The sequence below is a fragment of the Salinimonas lutimaris genome, assembly GCF_005222225.1.
GTDB lineage: Bacteria > Pseudomonadota > Gammaproteobacteria > Enterobacterales > Alteromonadaceae > Alteromonas > Alteromonas lutimaris.
This window is the reverse complement of sequence record NZ_CP036536.1, coordinates 2367936-2384319: the sequence shown is the minus strand read 5'-3', so window position 1 is coordinate 2384319 and position 16384 is coordinate 2367936. Positions and strand designations below refer to the sequence as shown.

15 protein-coding genes are annotated in these 16384 nt (G+C 49.4%); 8 read left to right on the top strand and 7 right to left on the bottom strand.

Going from position 1 to position 16384, the window contains the following annotated elements:
* Window positions 1–4 precede the first annotated feature (4 nt).
* From EZV72_RS10355 to EZV72_RS10345, 3 genes are read left to right on the top strand one after another with little or no spacing between them, the layout of a single operon-like run.
* A complete protein-coding gene (locus tag EZV72_RS10355; protein ID WP_137167184.1) occupies window positions 5–700 on the top strand; it encodes a 5-oxoprolinase subunit B family protein in 696 nt (231 codons plus the stop codon).
* A complete protein-coding gene (locus tag EZV72_RS10350; protein WP_175405091.1) occupies window positions 687–1646 on the top strand; it encodes a 5-oxoprolinase subunit C family protein in 960 nt (319 codons plus the stop codon). Before EZV72_RS10355 ends, EZV72_RS10350 begins: the two co-directional genes overlap by 14 nt.
* 1 nt (window position 1647) lies before the next feature.
* Window positions 1648–2514, top strand: a complete 867-nt coding sequence (locus tag EZV72_RS10345) for an aminotransferase class IV (RefSeq protein ID WP_137167182.1) — start codon at window positions 1648–1650, stop codon at window positions 2512–2514.
* A 53-nt stretch (window positions 2515–2567) separates the two neighbouring features.
* Here the strand turns inward: EZV72_RS10345 and fur are convergent, their stop codons facing one another.
* On the bottom strand, window positions 2568–2993 hold the full coding sequence (gene fur / locus EZV72_RS10340; protein WP_137167181.1) for a ferric iron uptake transcriptional regulator: 426 nt from the start codon (window positions 2991–2993) through the stop codon (window positions 2568–2570).
* Window positions 2994–3294: 301 nt separating this feature from the next.
* Between fur and EZV72_RS10335 the strand changes: the two genes are divergently transcribed.
* Window positions 3295–5289: a HAMP domain-containing methyl-accepting chemotaxis protein gene (locus EZV72_RS10335; RefSeq protein ID WP_137167180.1), complete on the top strand. Its 1995-nt coding sequence runs from the start codon at window positions 3295–3297 to the stop codon at window positions 5287–5289.
* A 69-nt stretch (window positions 5290–5358) separates the two neighbouring features.
* On the opposite strand, the gene fldA is transcribed toward EZV72_RS10335, so the two are convergent.
* From fldA to EZV72_RS10310, 5 genes are all read right to left on the bottom strand, one after another.
* Window positions 5359–5883: a flavodoxin FldA gene (gene fldA / locus EZV72_RS10330; RefSeq protein ID WP_137167179.1), complete on the bottom strand. Its 525-nt coding sequence runs from the start codon at window positions 5881–5883 to the stop codon at window positions 5359–5361.
* A 30-nt stretch (window positions 5884–5913) separates the two neighbouring features.
* The gene (locus EZV72_RS10325; RefSeq protein WP_137167178.1) at window positions 5914–6132 is read right to left on the bottom strand and encodes a DUF2788 domain-containing protein; all 219 of its coding nucleotides are present in this window, start codon (window positions 6130–6132) and stop codon (window positions 5914–5916) included.
* A gap of 85 nt (window positions 6133–6217) precedes the next feature.
* Window positions 6218–7012 (bottom strand): alpha/beta fold hydrolase, encoded by a 795-nt coding sequence (locus EZV72_RS10320; protein WP_137167177.1) that lies wholly within the window; start codon window positions 7010–7012, stop codon window positions 6218–6220.
* 90 nt (window positions 7013–7102) lie between these two features.
* Window positions 7103–7504, bottom strand: a complete 402-nt coding sequence (locus EZV72_RS10315) for an H-NS histone family protein (RefSeq protein ID WP_137167176.1) — start codon at window positions 7502–7504, stop codon at window positions 7103–7105.
* Between the two features lie 115 nt (window positions 7505–7619).
* A complete protein-coding gene (locus tag EZV72_RS10310) occupies window positions 7620–9266 on the bottom strand; it encodes an electron transfer flavoprotein-ubiquinone oxidoreductase (protein ID WP_137167175.1) in 1647 nt (548 codons plus the stop codon).
* Window positions 9267–9566: 300 nt separating this feature from the next.
* On the opposite strand from EZV72_RS10310, the gene EZV72_RS10305 reads away from it, so the two are divergent.
* On the top strand, window positions 9567–10319 hold the full coding sequence (locus EZV72_RS10305) for an electron transfer flavoprotein subunit beta/FixA family protein (RefSeq protein WP_137167174.1): 753 nt from the start codon (window positions 9567–9569) through the stop codon (window positions 10317–10319).
* Window positions 10316–11242, top strand: coding sequence for an electron transfer flavoprotein subunit alpha/FixB family protein (locus EZV72_RS10300; RefSeq protein WP_137167173.1), 927 nt, complete (start codon window positions 10316–10318; stop codon window positions 11240–11242). The genes EZV72_RS10305 and EZV72_RS10300 overlap by 4 nt, the downstream gene beginning before the upstream one ends.
* A 108-nt stretch (window positions 11243–11350) precedes the next feature.
* On the opposite strand, the gene EZV72_RS10295 is transcribed toward EZV72_RS10300, so the two are convergent.
* A complete protein-coding gene (locus EZV72_RS10295; RefSeq protein ID WP_137167172.1) occupies window positions 11351–11659 on the bottom strand; it encodes an isoamylase early set domain-containing protein in 309 nt (102 codons plus the stop codon).
* 276 nt (window positions 11660–11935) lie between these two features.
* Here EZV72_RS10295 and EZV72_RS10290 point away from each other — a divergent pair, with 276 nt between their 5' ends.
* Together EZV72_RS10290 and EZV72_RS10285 are read left to right on the top strand one after the other, a co-directional pair.
* Entirely contained in the window at window positions 11936–13162 is a 1227-nt protein-coding gene (locus tag EZV72_RS10290; RefSeq protein ID WP_137167171.1) for an efflux RND transporter periplasmic adaptor subunit, read from the top strand.
* Complete coding sequence (locus EZV72_RS10285; RefSeq protein ID WP_137167170.1) at window positions 13155–16298, top strand: efflux RND transporter permease subunit; 3144 nt, start codon at window positions 13155–13157, stop codon at window positions 16296–16298. Before EZV72_RS10290 ends, EZV72_RS10285 begins: the two co-directional genes overlap by 8 nt.
* Window positions 16299–16384: the final 86 nt, after the last annotated feature.

Sequence of the window (16384 nt, the reverse complement as noted above, 5' to 3'; positions counted from 1 at the left end):
TGTAATGGAAGCATTTGGCACGGTGCGCGAGATTCAGCCGGCCGGCATAGACGGACTTATTGTTTATTTCAACGGCACCACCCTGACGCAGGCCAATCAGGCTGTACAAAACATGAAATCAGCCATTCGCGAAGACAATCCGGTGTGGCTTAAGGCGCTGATCCCCGGTTACGACACCTTGCTGGTGTTATTTGACCTGAATCTGGCCGACAGTCATACCGTATATCAGGAATTACGTTCGGTAAACCCGGCGCAGCAGGCCACAGGCAACGGGCAACATCATCGTCTTGGTGTCTGGTATGGAGCGCCGCAGGCCTGCGATTTTGACATTATACGCAGACATAGCGGGTTATCAGACGAGCAGATTATTGCCGGTCATACCGGGCAACCGTTTACTGTGTTTACGGTGGGGTTTGCGCCCGGTTTTGCTTACATGGGCGAGCTGCCTGAATCGCTGCATTGTCCGCGACTGGACAGCCCGCGCAAACGGGTTCCAACAGGTGCAGTGGCTATTGCCGATGCCCAGACAGCGGTATATCCGGCCGCCTCGCCCGGTGGGTGGAACTTACTCGGCTTATGTGCAGAGCCGTTGTTCAACCCGCACTGGGAGCAGCCGGTGAAACTGCAGGCTGGCGATACGGTGGAATTTTATGCCATCACAGAAGCACAATATCAGGAGCGTTTACATGAGCAGCGGTAATATTACGGTTGAGTCTGCCGGACTGCTCACGCTGGTGGTCGATGCCGGACGTCACTTATCGGCCCAGGAGCAGGGCTTTTGCGTATCCGGGGCGGTGGATATACGCACCTATAATCTGGTCAACTGGCTGTGTGGTAATCAGCACCACGCCGCGACTTTTGAATGTATTGGCGAGCTGGTATTGACCGTTGATGCGCCACTGAGTCTGGCGGTAGGTGGCCCGCAGGTTGATGTTTGGATTAACCGGCAACCAGTACCGGCCTGGCAAACTCTGCATTTAAAAGCGGGCGATGAGTTACGCTGTGGCAGTGCCCGCACAGGCAGCAAGTGCTATGTTGCGGTAACCGGTCAGTGGCAGCTGCCGCGTACCCAGGCCAGTCAAAGTATTGTGATGCGCGAGGGAGTAGGCGGTTTGCATAATGACGGTACCCCGGTCAAGGCCGGGCAGGTCTATGAAATTAAGCCGCGCAACATGTCGGAGACTCGCCAGGTGACCGCTCCTTACATCCCGGATTACAGCCTGAGTACGCCGCTGGATGTCGTCACCGGTTATCAGTATCATGCGTTTGCTCCCTGGCAGCGTCAGCTATTTTTTGCCAGTGAATATACGGTCAGTAATCAGATAGACCGGATGGGCTATCGGTTAAGCGGTCAGCCAGTCAGCTGCGAAATGCGTACAATGCGTTCAGAAGGCATTAATTTTGGTGCCATCCAACTTCCTCCTGATGGACAGCCGATTGTAATGATGTCTGATCGCCAGACACTGGGCGGCTACCCCAAAATCGGGTGTGTGGCTGAATATGATATCTACCGGCTGGCGCAGGCTGTGCCCGGCGATACCGTAACGTTCAGGGCAGTTGATATTGATAATGCCAGAGCCGGCTGGCTTCTGAGAGACCGGCTGGAACGACAGTTATTTGAACAGTTTGAAAGCGAAGAAATATAAAATGGCAATAGCATTTCTAAACGGCGACTTCATGCCGCTTGAGGAAGCCCGCATTTCTCCGATGGATCGCGGCTTTTTGTTTGGCGACGGTATTTATGAAGTGATACCTGCCCATCAGGGCAAAGCCGTCGGCTTGCAGGCGCACCTGCAACGATTAAATGATGGTCTGCAGGCTATCGGTATCGCCAACCCGATGAATATCAAACAATGGGAAAGTCTGGTGAATGAACTGGTCGGGCGCAATAGTACGGCGCTTGAGGCAGACTATGTGGGGGTTTACCTGCACGTATCCAGAGGGACGGTAATGACCCGCGCTCACGGGTTTCCTGATGACGTACCGCCAACCGTGTTTGCCTACGGTTTTGCCATTGCTGCACCGCCGGTGCCTCAGGCGGCCGGCGTAAAAGGCTTACATGTGGCGCTAAGCCGGGATCTGCGCTGGGAGCGGTGTCATATAAAATCCACCTCGCTGCTGGGCAATGTGCTGCATTTTCAGGATGGAAAAGCACAGGGTAAGCAGGAAACCATTTTGGTGAACGCCAGCGATGAGGTCACAGAAGCCAGCTCATGCAATGTATTTGCTGTAATAAATGGTGAGATTGTCACGCCGCCGCTGGACCATCAGTTATTGCCGGGCATCACTCGCCAACTGATTATAAAGAGTCTGGCGCGCGCGGGTATCACGGTAACTGAGCGTGTGGTTACCAAAGCTGAGCTGTTAGCGGCACAGGAAGTCTGGCTGTCCAGTTCCAGCAAGGAAATTACTCCGGTACTGAGTATTGGTGACTCGCCGGTGGCAGATGGCACACCTGGCCCGGTATGGCAGCAGGCGATTACCATCTTTAACCAGCACAAATACGATTTATAATGAAAAAAGCCCGTTAATCAACGGGCTTTTTTGATCCTGAGACGAGAAACAAATCAGTCGTTATTGTCGCAGTTTCCGTCAGCGCACTCACCGTACAGGTACAGACTATGGTGGGTCAGACGAATATTATTCTGTTTCGCTATTTCTTCCTGTCGCTGCTCGATGATGTCATCTTCAAATTCAATCACTTTGCCGCACTTCAGGCATACCAGATGATCGTGATGGTCTTTGTAGCTGATTTCAAAGACAGATTTGCCACCTTCAAAATGATGGCGGATCAGTATGCCCGCATCATCGAACTGGTTCAGTACGCGATATACCGTCGCCAGACCGATTTCCTCACCCTGATCGATAAGCAGCTTATATACATCTTCAGCACTGATATGCTGGTTATCAGGTTCCTGCAGAATTTGCAGAATTTTAAGGCGAGGCAATGTCACTTTCAGGCCGGCCTTTTTTAACTCTTTATTTTGATCCATTGAATACCAACTTCAGAGGCTGTTTTTACTATAGGCGCTATTATAGGTAAGTTGATTTGATTTGAAAGTAAAAGGGGCACTTTGTCAAATATTTGCCCAAAAAGCGGTCAGTCCGGTTATGTGAATAGCATTCATTCGTGTTCTGCGAATTAAGCCAGATCCTCCTATCTAACAATTCGTGTTTTTTGTACTAAGATAAAATTAGTTATCAGCCGAAATACTATTTGTTAACAAATAGGTAACATTAATGCAGGCTTTTTTGTATGTTAGTCATGAGCGGTATAACAACAGGAAGTAAAGCATGCGCTTAACCGTGGTCGCAAAAATTATTCTGGGATTTGCAGTCTTTTGCGGACTGCTGATTCTAACCGGTCTGCTGTCTTATGCAGGCTTGTCCGATATTCGTGGATCAGCAGTATCTGTGGTAGAAGACAAAATGCCAATACAAAATCAGATGATGGAGATGAAGTCAGAAACCCTGACGCTTGCCACCATTATTGTTAATGGCTATCACAAAGACACCATTCAGGGGCTTAATCAAAGCCGTCAGCAGTTTACTGCGCTGGCCGCTGAGTTTGAACAACAGCTAAATGGCCTGTCTTTATCCGATGAACAGCAATTTACGCAGCAAGCGGGACAGACCTTTCTCACTCACAGCAGCGCCATGTATGAGGCGCGCCATCAGTTTCTGATGACCCGTCAAGCGGTGATTGACCAGCTGGCCCGGGTATTGTCGGCCAGTGATGAAGCCAGCGCACTGATGCTTGATCTGAGTTATTTAGAGGAGAGTCAGGCCGGCGTGCGAACGCTCATCGGAGCGGGCAATAATGTGGATAATAAATTACTTACCCTGACCACCGGGCTGGAAGACTTAGCGGCCAGTACAGACAACAGCAATACGCAGTCGATTATTGAAGATATCCACTATCAGATTTCCAACCTGGAGGTCGATGCCGGCTATCTGAACCGGTTGGCAGAAACAATAGATGATGGCGGCATCATAGAGGCCTTTAACCAACAGTATACCAGCCTGAAATCGGCATTATCGGGCGATAATGGTCTTATCATGCTGCAACAGCAGAAAATTGACTACAGCAATACGGCTGCCGTCAGTAAAGCCCGGGCAGAAGAGGCACTCCAGCAAACCCTTGAAGGGGTGAACAGCCTGTTTGAAAAAGCGAGTATGGATGCGGTGAGCGGCCAGCAGCTTATATTAGCCACGGTACAGGAAAGCTTGCTCGAAACCCTGGTGGTATCTGCCACAGGTCTGATTGTGGCGATCATTCTGGCAGTGGTAATCACCCGTAGTATTGCCCGACCGCTGATGCGCATCAATGGCGGATTGCGCCAGCTTAGTCAGGGGGATCTGACCTGCCGGCTCGATGACTCCGGGCATGACGAGTTTGCCGGTCTTGCCCGCAAAGTGAATGCGCTGGCTGCCAGTTTACGCGAGCTGGTGGGCAATATTCATCAGCAGGAAGAGCAGCTGATTGCGATTTCAAAGCAGGGCGTGGCCATGGGTGAGCAAAGCCTGCAGGATGTTGATCGTCAGCGCGAACAGGTGACGGTGACATCGGATAACACCAACCATGTACAGCGCACCAGTCAAAGCAATCTCACGCAAATCAGTCAGGCGATGGATGCGCTCAGCCAGGTGCATCAGCAAAGCAGTAAAATTGCCGAACTGGTGGGGCACAGTCGCCGGCAGAGTCAGGAGCAGGTTGCTCAGGCTGAACAGTCAGCGCATACGATTGAGCGGCTGGATGAAAACAGCCGTAACATCGGCGGTATACTGGATGTGATTAAAACAATTGCAGAGCAGACTAACCTGCTGGCCCTGAATGCAGCTATCGAAGCAGCCCGGGCCGGCGAGCAGGGCAGGGGATTTGCCGTGGTCGCCGATGAAGTCAGAACACTGGCCAACCGCACGCAAAACTCCACGGCGGAAATAGAGGCAATGATTGCCAGCTTGCAACAGGACGCCGCGCAGGCGGTTGAGGCGATTTCGGCGGGCAAATCCCTGGCTTGTCGAGGACAGGAAACCGTAGAGCAGGTTGATGCACAGGTTGCAGAAATTCAGGATATTATCTCAGGATTGCATCATATCAACAGGCAAATTGTTGACGATACCAAGGCGCAGGACGGGTTACTGGCCGAAGTGGTTCGTAGTTTACAGACGATTGTGAGTCTGGCGGACTCCAGCGGACAAAGCACTCACTCGGCCAATCTGTCTATACGTCAGCTGGATGAACAAATTGACAGTTTGCGGGCAGCAGTGGCGACGTTTCGTCTGTAAACAGTCTGTGCTCCGGCAGACATAAAAAAAGCTGCACACAGTGCAGCTTTTTTTTAAACGGCGTCAGCCTCAGGCCAGCTCGGCCAGACACAACTCATCATGAAGCTGTTTACACCAGCTTTTAACCCGCTCTTCAGTCAGTTCTGGCTGACGGTCTTCATCGATGCCAAGGCCGACAAAATGATCGTCATCTGCCATCCCTTTAGAGGCTTCAAACTCATAGCCTTCAGTTGACCACTGACCAACCAGAATTGCCCCGCGAGGCTCAACGATATCGCGCACCATGCCCATCGCATCCAGAAAATACTCAGCATAATCTTCCTGATCGCCACAACCAAAAATGGCAACCAGTTTATCGTTAAAATCAATTTCCTCTAAATCAGGAAAAAAATCATCCCAGTCACACTGTGCTTCACCATAATACCAGGTTGGAATACCGAAGATTAGCAGGTCATATTCTGCAATTGCTTCTTTACTGCTTTTGGCAATGTCAAAAACATCAATCAGGTTTTTGCCTAATTCTTTTTGAATCATTTTAGCAACATGCTCGGTGTTGCCTGTATCGCTACCAAAAAATAGGCCAACGGTTGCCATAATTAACCTCTATCTCTTATCTATCTGTGCTCAGACACCTGAACCAAGCCAAAATACTTCTATTAATCCTTTAGCTAAAAAGCCCAGCGCTCCCGCGCCCAGTACACCATAAACCACGATTTTCCCAATCAGGGGCACGTCGTTTTTCTTAAGAACATCGTGTACCGCTAAACCCATTAAAATAAACAGGCCTCCAAGGCCAACATAAATTGAAATGGATTCAAATAATTCGTAACTGCTGGCGGTCATAAGACCCCTCATCAATATCGGCGCGCACTATACCATAAGTCTAGCCCCTGAGCGCACACAAACCGTTTAAATTTACGTAATTGACTCAGTTCTGGTTGTCTGTACGACGAAAAAATCCTTCCACGGCACTGTTAAAGGCATCTGGCTTCTGGGCATGAATCCAGTGACCCGCCCCTTCTACAATATGAGCTTTGGCCTTTGGAAACAGCGTTGCGATGATACCCTGATGCTCCGCTAAAAGATAATCACTCTCATTTCCCTTTATAAATAGGGTGGGTTGAGAAAATTGCAAGTCTGTGTGCGGCCAGCCACGTACATTGTCATAACTGGCAGCCAGACCTTCGAGGTTGAAGCGCCAGTACCAGTGACCTTCGTCATTCTGCGCAAGACTTTTCAGTAAAAACTGCCGGATACCGGTCTCAGGTATATGTGCCGCTAGCTGTTTGTCAGCATCACTGCGTTTACTCACTTGTTGCATGTCTACACTACGCAGGCCTTCAATAATACTGTTGTGGCGCGCATCGTAGGTAGCCGGGGCAATGTCCGCTACAATCAGACGGCTGACTAGCTCAGGATTCTGCAGGGCGCACAGCATGGCAGCCTTGCCACCCAGAGAGTGGCCCAGTAACGTGACTTTTGCTTCAGTTGTCTGACTGACAACCTGTTTAATGCTATCGGCACAGGCCTGCAGGGAAAATGTGTCGAGATGCGGAGATTTCCCGTGATCAGGCAAATCGATATTAATAATATTGTGAGTTGCCGCAAAATGACGACGCACCACCGCCAGATTATCCATATCACCGAATAAGCCGTGAATAAGTACCAGCCAGGGCGCAGAGTCGTCACTGACCTGCGCGGTAAAATGTAATTGTGTGGTCATAGCAAAAAATTGATAACAGTGCTTTGCCTGATAATTCAGGACATAAGATAAAAAGGAAAATAAAAAAGGCGGCTGATGCCGCCTTTTTTATCAGATGGAATAGTCTTCCAGTTTTTTGCCTTTTTCCAGCGCATCTTTAAATACGCGAGGCATACGTCCAATGCCGGTCCAGTCATGTGACTTACCGTCTTTATCTGTTAGCCGGTATTTAACCGGGCGCTTTTTGCCGGTTTTACGCATAGCGGTTTTTGGAGCTGGTGCAGATTCAAGATCGCTGACATCTAACCCGGCTTGCTGTAATTGTTCCTGAATTTCAGCAATTTTGGCTTGTTTTTGCTGGGCAATCTTTTCATCTTCAGCGGCTTTTTCACGACGCTTTTCAATGATATTAGTTAGTTTTTCCTGAACAGCTTCCAGCTCAGAGAGAGATAAATCTTTTACCGCACCCTGTAAACGTCTTCCATGGGTTAAAATTTCTAAAAATTCGCTCATTTATTAACCTTGCGTTTATATTGATTACTTGTTCGAAAGTATAATAGTTAAGTTTTTAGTAAAAAAAAAGCAGCCCGAGGCTGCTTTTTAATTTAATTATAATTTATTTTTAAATTTACATGTTTGGATAATTCGGTCCACCCGTTCCTTCAGGGGTTACCCAGCGAATATTTTGTGACGGATCTTTAATATCGCAGGTCTTACAGTGAATGCAGTTTTGCGCGTTTATCTGGAAGCGGGGCGCGCCTTCATCCTCTACCACTTCATACACACCGGCCGGGCAATAACGCTGCGCAGGCTCGGCATATTTAGGTAAATTCACTTCAATGGGAATGGTCGGATCTTTTAACTGCAGATGACAGGGTTGGTCTTCTTCGTGGTTGGTATTCGATAAATAGACAGAAGATAATTTATCAAAGCTGAATACACCATCGGGTTTGGGATAGTCGATAACACTTGCACTGTCTTTTGTTTTTAACTGCGCATAATCTTTTGAGTCATCTTTGAGGGTCATACCAAACAGACTGCCGCTAAAATAATTCTGCTCAATCATGTTAAATGCGCCGCCACCCATGGTGCCATATTTATGGATTGCGGGACCAAAATTACGGGATTTGTACAATTCATCGTATAACCAGGAGGATTTAACGTTTTCAGTATACTGAGTTAATTCCGCTGCCGGCGAGGATTGTTTTAATTCAGCAAAAATAGTTTCTGCTGCAATCATGCCCGACTTCATCGCCGTGTGATTACCTTTTATTTTGGCAAAATTCAGCGTGCCGGCATTACAACCCACCAGTAAACCGCCCGGGAATGTCATTTTTGGCAGTGAATTAAAGCCACCTTTGGTAATGGCACGGGCGCCATAAGCCACCCGTTTACCGCCTTCCAGATACTGTTTAATTTTCGGGTGATGTTTTAATTGCTGAAATTCATCAAACGGACTTAAGTAAGGATTGGCATAATTTAAATCCACAATTAAGCCCACAAATACCTGATTATCTTCGGCGTGATACAGATAACTGCCGCCGGTAGCATCATTCAGCGGCCATCCCGCTGAGTGGATGACCAGACCCGGTTGATGTTTAGCCGGATCAATATCCCAGATTTCTTTAAACCCAATAGCATAATGCTGCGGGCTACTGTCTTTATCCAGCGCAAAATGATTGATCAGTTCTTTGCCAAGATGACCCCGGGCGCCTTCGGCAAAGACGGTGTATTTAGCGCGCAGTTCCATTCCAGGCATATAGCCGTCTTTATGTTCACCATTTTCACCAATACCCATATCTCCGGTGATCACACCGCCCACGCTACCATCTTCGTTATAAATAATGTCAGCTGCGGAAAATCCGGGGAATACCTCCACGCCCAGCTGCTCGGCCTGTTCAGCCAGCCAGCGACATACATTGCCCATCGAGACAATATAGTTACCATCGTTATGCATGGTTTTTGGCGTCATCCAGCCGGGCATTTTGCGGGCGCTGCTGGCGTCGTTAAACAGATAGATTTCGTCACTGGTGACAGGGGTATGTAATGGCGCACCGCGATCTTTCCAGTCCGGAAAGAGTTCATTAAGGGCGCGAGGCTCAAACACCGCACCCGACAAGATATGCGCACCGACCTCAGAGCCTTTTTCGACAACACAGACCATCAGTTCCTGTTCAGCTTCGCTGGCCATTTGCATCAGCCGGCATGCTGTTGCCAGACCCGATGGTCCGGCACCGACGATGACAACGTCAAACTCCATTGATTCACGTTCCATAAGTGGCTCCTTAATAGTCGTTTTTATAGTGCACTATAGGTGAAACAAATAATGCAAAGTGTCAAAAAGATGTAAATTATTTGTCGTCTCGAAAGGTAATCCAGGTTGACGTTTACGTCAACAGGAAGTAGATTGCAAATTAGTTTACGTTAACGTAAACCATGTTAAAAATAATTTAGCAGTTTGCGTCAAACAGCAAAATCCTTAAAAGGACATCCGGACAAACCGTTATCCTTGTTCGGGGGTATCGAGAAGAGAATAGGTGAAGTATCACCGACAACTCACATTCTGAGGTAGAAAATGAAAATACTGGTACCGGTCAAACGTGCAATTGACTACAACGTAAAGGTACGGGTTAAGTCGGACAACTCCGGCGTTGACCTGACCAACGCAAAAATGGCGATTAACCCGTTTTGCGAAATCGCTGTTGAAGAAGCAGTCAGACTAAAAGAAAAAGGCATTGCCAGCGAAATCGTGGTGGTGTCTGTGGGCGATAAAAGCTGCCAGGAACAAATCAGAACCGCTCTAGCACTGGGCGCAGATCGGGGCATTCAGATTGACACCGACCAGTCGCTGGACTCATTACAGATTGCCAAATTACTGGCCAAAGTGGTGGAAGAAGAAGCCCCGCAGCTGGTTATTCTGGGTAAACAGAGCATTGATTCAGATAACAATCAGACCGGCCAGATGCTGGCGGCACTGACCAAAATGCCACAGGGGACTTTTGCCTCTGAGGTCAGCGTGGATGGTGAAACGGTTAACGTGACCCGCGAAATTGACGGTGGTTTACAAACTGTGGCGCTGAATCTGCCGGCTGTGGTCACCACCGACCTGCGATTAAACGAACCTCGCTATGCCTCATTACCGAATATTATGAAAGCTAAGCGCAAGCCGCTGGATGTGAAAGCCGCAGCGGACTTTGGCGTTGCGCTGGAAAGTAAGGTGAAGGTATTGAAAGTGGCAGCGCCTGAACAGCGCAAGGGCGGTGTGAAAGTCGCAGATGTGGCTGAGCTGGTTGATAAACTGAAAAATGAAGCGAAGGTGATCTCATGACAGTTTTGGTATATGCAGAACATGATAATAAACAGCTGAAGTCAGAAACTGCCAAGCTGGTCAATGCAGCCACTCAGATTGGCGGTGATGTTCATGTGCTGGTAGCGGGTCATCAGTGTAGCGAGCTGGCGGCGCAGGCAGCAAAAATTGATGGCGTTAACAAGGTGCTGGTGACAGACAACGAAGCCTATACGCATCAGTTGGCTGAAAATGTGGCTGAGCTGGTACTTGAACTGGGTAAGGATTACGACCACATTCTGGCCTGTGCCTCTACCACCGGGAAAAACTTTATGCCGCGGGTCGCTGCCTTGCTGGATGTGGCACAAATTTCTGACATTATCGGTGTTGAGTCGGCCGATACTTTTGTTCGTCCTATTTATGCCGGCAACGCTATTGCTACCGTGCAGTCTCAGGATAGCATTAAAGTGATTACGGTGCGGGCGGCTTCATTTGATGCAGCTGGGCAGGGTAACGATGCTGCTGTGGAAAACCTGGATAAGGTCATTAACGCTGAGCAGTCGCGCTTTGTGAGTGAAGAGCTGACCGAGTCAGAACGTCCTGAACTGACCGCAGCTGACGTGATTATCTCTGGTGGCCGTGGTATGCAAAACGGCGAAAACTTTGCGCTGCTGGAAGGCATTGCCGATAAACTGGGCGCTGCCATTGGTGCATCACGGGCTGCGGTGGATGCCGGCTTTGTACCTAATGACATGCAGGTTGGACAAACCGGAAAAATTGTTGCGCCTCAGTTGTACATTGCGGTGGGTATTTCCGGGGCAATCCAGCATCTGGCCGGGATGAAAGACTCGAAGGTGATTGTCGCAATCAATAAAGACGAAGAAGCCCCTATCTTTCAGGTGGCTGATTATGGGTTGGTGGGAGATTTATTTGACGTGCTTCCGGAGCTTGAAAAGTCGCTGTAACTGAGATAAGCAATACTCAGTCTCTAAAAAAGCTGGCAAACGATACTTTGCCAGCTTTTTTGTACCCGGTTCAATGTGCCGGTCAATACTTATGATCTTGTCACAGATTTATACTCTGACAACAGAGTTATCCTCTCCCCCCATGCCAGACGGTATATAGGCATCTGCCTGCCAGTCATTTTCCCAGGTGGTGTCATCCAGAAAATAACGAAAGGCATATTCTTTATCTTTTTCCAGTGCAATGGTCTGCGTAAAGTCGCCATTTTTCAGCCGCTTCATAGGCTCAGCATGTTCGTCCCAGGCATTGAAATCACCTACCAGACGGGCGGTACCAGCCTTGTTTGCCTCCTTGGCGTTAATTCTGAATGTGACCTTACATACCGGTTTTGACTTCAGGTACTGCTTTTTAAGACTCATGTTTACTCTCTGTATTACATTAAGGCGTCTTATTAAATTACGATTAAAAACTGAGCTTATCAAGCCTGTTTGGCTCAAAAAATAATCCGCCATTGGTGTTAATGTCACCACTATGAAGAAAAATTACGCGGCTTCCCCGATACATATTTGTTAACAGTTTTAAAAAAGCACTTTTTTGCTTTTGTCAGTACACTAGGCACACAAAAAATGGCATGCTGTACATCTGCCGTTTAGCAGTAAAACTAAAACAATAACAGTGAATTAATAGGGAATTTCATGAAAAATTCGGCACTCGCCAAAGCAGGCATTCCGTTACTTATTGTGCTTGGCGCAATTATTGTGGCGGTCATTCTTATTGGTTCTAAAACACCGCCGGAAAAAACACCTCAGGAAGCACCGGCTTTTTTGGTTGATGCCAGCCCGGTGTCTCGTGAGACCGTAAAATTTGCCGTGTCATCACAGGGTAATGTGCTGCCCAGCAACCAGACGGTGATCAGTGCCCAGGTCAGTGGGCGGGTGGTGTCGCTGTCTGATGTGTTTGTAGTAGGCGGTATGTTCAGTAAGGGAGATGTGCTGGCTGTGCTTGAACAGCAGGACTATGAAACGGATGTGAAGCTGGCTGAGGCAGAACTGGCGCAGGCCAAAGCCGCACTGACCGAAGAAGTTGCCCGTGGCCGGGTGGCTCAGCAGGAATGGAGCTCGGTTAACTCTGTGGTTCCGCCTGAACTGGGTTTGCGTAAACCGCAGCTGGCCCGTGAACAAGCCAATGTCAAAGCCGCCGAAGCCAAACTGGAGCGGGCCCGCCGCAACCTCTCACGCACCGAAATCAAAGCCCCGTACAACGGCCTGGTAGTTAATCGCAATATAGACCTGGGACAGTTTGTGATGATTGGCAGCGCCATTGGCACGATATACAGCACGGATGTCGCCGAGATTCGCTTACCGGTACCCGACAGTGACATGGCCTTTATTGATATGCAGGATGCACTGAGCCGCACCGGTAATGTCAGCCTGCAAGCCAGGGTCAATGGTATTCCTCATACCTGGCAGGCCGATTTAGCCCGGACCGAAGGCGTGCTGGACAGTGCCAGTCGCATGACCTTTGTGATTGCGCGTATTGCTGATCCATATAATCGCACCGGCGCGGGTGAACAAAAACCGGTGCTGCAATTTGGCCAGTTTGTGCAGGCCGATATTACTGCCTCCAAAGAACGGGAGCTGTTTGTATTGCCGCGCTCTGTAATGCGTCTGGACCAGACCGTACTGACGGTGGATGACGAACGTCAGTTACATATCAAGCCGGTTGATGTGGTGCGTAGCAATGCTGACAAGGTATATATCACCGGCGGCCTGACTGAAGGTGAGCTGGTGGTGATGAGCGCTGTGCCTAATCCTTATGAAGGTATGCCGGTTCGGCTGCCCGGGGATGCTACCGACAATCATGATGACGATAACCAGAAGAGTCAGGACACCATAACCAACGAGGTGGCCACGGATGAGTAGAATTGACACACACAAAGGCATGATTGCCTGGTTTGCCAGAAACAGTGTGGCAGCCAACCTGCTCATGTGGATTTTGCTGGTGGGTGGGTTGTTCTCCGCCTTTACTATTCAAAAGCAGATATTTCCGAATATTGAAGTCAATATTATCAGTGTACAAGTGCCTTATCTGGGCGCTGCACCACAGGAAGTGGAAGAAGGAGTGCTGCTTAAAGTCGAGGAAGCGGTGGAAAACCTCGATGGTATCAAAAAAATCACCTCGACCGCCTCGGAAGGAATGGGGAGTGTCAGTATTGAGGTAGAGGAAAACTACGACATACAGGCACTGCTGAATGAAGTAAAAGCGCAGGTAGATGCGATTCCCAGCTTTCCGGGTAACACGGAAAAACCTGTGGTTTATCAGCAAAAATTTCAGTCTGATGTGGTCTGGGTCTCGGTATTTGGCGATGCCACAGAGCGCGAGCTAAAAGAATTTGCCAAAGATATTCGCGACGATATTGCCAATTTACCGGGCATCACCAACGTGGAAATCGTCGGCGCCCGGGATTATGAAATCAGCATTGAGCTGTCTGAAACGGACCTGCAAAAGTATAACCTGACATTTTCAGAAGTGGTTGAGCAGGTGCGCCAGTCCAGTGTGGATCTGCCCGGCGGCTCAATTAAAACCGACAACGGCGATATTTTACTGCGTACCAAAGGACAGGCTTACACTGGTTATGATTTTTCCCAGATTGCGCTGCTGACCCGCGCCGATGGTACCCGGGTCCGGCTGGGGGATGTGGCCACAATCAATGATGGTTTTGTGGAAGATAACCGGTTTGCCTTTTTTGATGGCAAGCCCGCCGTGAGTATGCGGGTGCGTGCGGTAGGAGACCAGAACGCACTGGAAATATCCGAACAGGTGAATCAGTACATCAAGCAAGCCAGTCAGGATTTTCCTGCGCATCTGACCGCCGATACCTGGGGGGACTCGTCGTTTTACCTGAATGACCGGCTCAACATGATGCTGGAAAACATGGGGTTTGGTGCGCTACTGGTATTTATTGTTTTATCTCTGTTTTTGCGGGTAAAACTGGCGTTCTGGGTGATCTGGGGTCTGCCGGTATGCTTTTTAGGCGCGATTCTGGCCATGCCGATGGAATTTATTGGCGTGTCAATCAACATGCTCAGCCTGTTTGCCTTTATTCTGGTGCTGGGGATTGTGGTGGATGATGCCATTATCATGGGGGAGTCGGCCTACACCGAGATTGATCAGAAAGGGCATACTACCGACAACGTAATTGCCGGGGTGAAACGGGTCGCGATGCCAGCCACCTTTGGTGTACTGACCACCATTGCTGCCTTTTCTCCTATGCTGATGGTGTCTGGCCCGTTCGGGGTGATCTGGAAATCAATTGGCTGGGTCGTGATTGTGTGCCTGGTGTTTTCACTGATTGAGTCCAAGCTGATTTTGCCGGCTCACCTGGTGCATATGAAGCTTAAACCCCATGAGCCGGATAAACTGAATCGTTTTCAGCGGTTCAGAAATATTTTCAGTGAGGGCATAAAACGGTTTGTGGTGAATTCCTATGCGCCGTTTCTGGCCAAAGCCATTCGTAACCGCTACACCACGCTGGCCACCTTTATTGCAATGCTGATTGTCACCATTGGTTTATTTATGAGTGGCATTGTGCGTTTTGTATTTTTCCCGGATATACCCAGCGATTTTATGTCAGCCAGTTTTGAACTGGAAGCAGGTTCGTCGGTGGCACAGCGTGATGCGGCGCTGCGTGAAATGGTTGATGCCATGAACCGCATGGACAGCAAGCTGAAAGAAGAAACCGGTCAGGGCGTGGTGAAACATGCCATCGGGTTTGATAACGGCAACCTGGGCGGCGAAGTGTTTGTTGAGCTGAGTAAAGGCGAAGACCGCGAAATGCCGGATTACGAAATTCATGCCTTATGGCGTGAAGAAATGCCTGAAATACCCGGTGTGAAAACACTCAATATTGGTTCAGGCGGCGGTTTCTCCGGGCCGGATCTAAGCTTTGAATTTACCTCTGAAGACATCAATGCCCTGACTGCCGCAGCCAGTGAACTGAAAGCCCGGCTGAATGACTATGACGGTGTTTCGGATGTGAACGACTCGTATGCCGGTGGCAGCGACGAAGTACAACTAGCTCTGAAGCCGCAGGCTGATGCGCTGGGGATCACCTTGCAGCAGTTGGGTCAGCAGGTGCGGTACGGCTTTTACGGCGCCGAAGTACAGCGCGTGCAACGTGACGAAGAAGAAGTCAAAGTCATGGTGCGTTACCCCGAAGAGGAGCGTAACAGCATTGCTCATCTTGAAAATATGCGTGTGCGCGCCCCCAATGGCGACGATATTCCGTTTGAGGAAGTCGGCACAATTAACCTGAGTGAAGGGTATTCTTCAATTGTTCGCGTGGATGGTGCCCGCTCGATAACAGTAACCGGCAAGGTGGATAAAGCCCGACTGGATCCTGGCGAGGTGACCCGGGATGTGGCCTTTAGTATTGTGCCAGACATTCTGGCAAAACATCCAAAAGTCCATTTCCAGTTGCAGGGTAACTCCAAAGAAGAGGGCGATGCCATGCTGAGCCTGGCACAGGGCCTGTTGTTTGCCTTGTTTGCCATTTATGCACTGCTGGCCGTTCCCCTGAAATCCTACTCTCAGCCCTTTATCATCATGTCGGTGATTCCGTTTGGTGTAGTAGGGGCCATTGTCGGGCATCTGGTGCTGGGTATGGCGGTCAGTTCATTATCCCTGTGCGGCATTATTGCGCTTTCCGGGGTAGTGGTAAACGACAGCCTGATCATGGTAGATTTTGTTAACCGGGCCAGGGCCGAAGGACATCGCCTTATTGATGCAGCGATCAATGCCGGTACCCAGCGTTTTCGTCCGATTATTCTGACATCACTGACCACCTTTATGGGCCTGATGCCTATCGTGTTTGAACGCAGCCTGCAGGCGCAGATTGTCATACCCATGGCCATCTCCCTGGCATTTGGTATTCTGTTTGCCACTATTATCACGCTGCTGCTGGTGCCCTCGCTGTATCTGATACTGGATGATATCAAGGGACTGTTTCGCAAGCCGGAGCAGGGGCATGTGAAAGTGACCTCAGCCACCGACCCGTAAGATCAGCAAACAAACATAAACCAAAAGCCGTTCCGCATTCGTGGACCGGCTTTTTTGCTTTAAGGGGGCAACTTACTCGTGGGTGC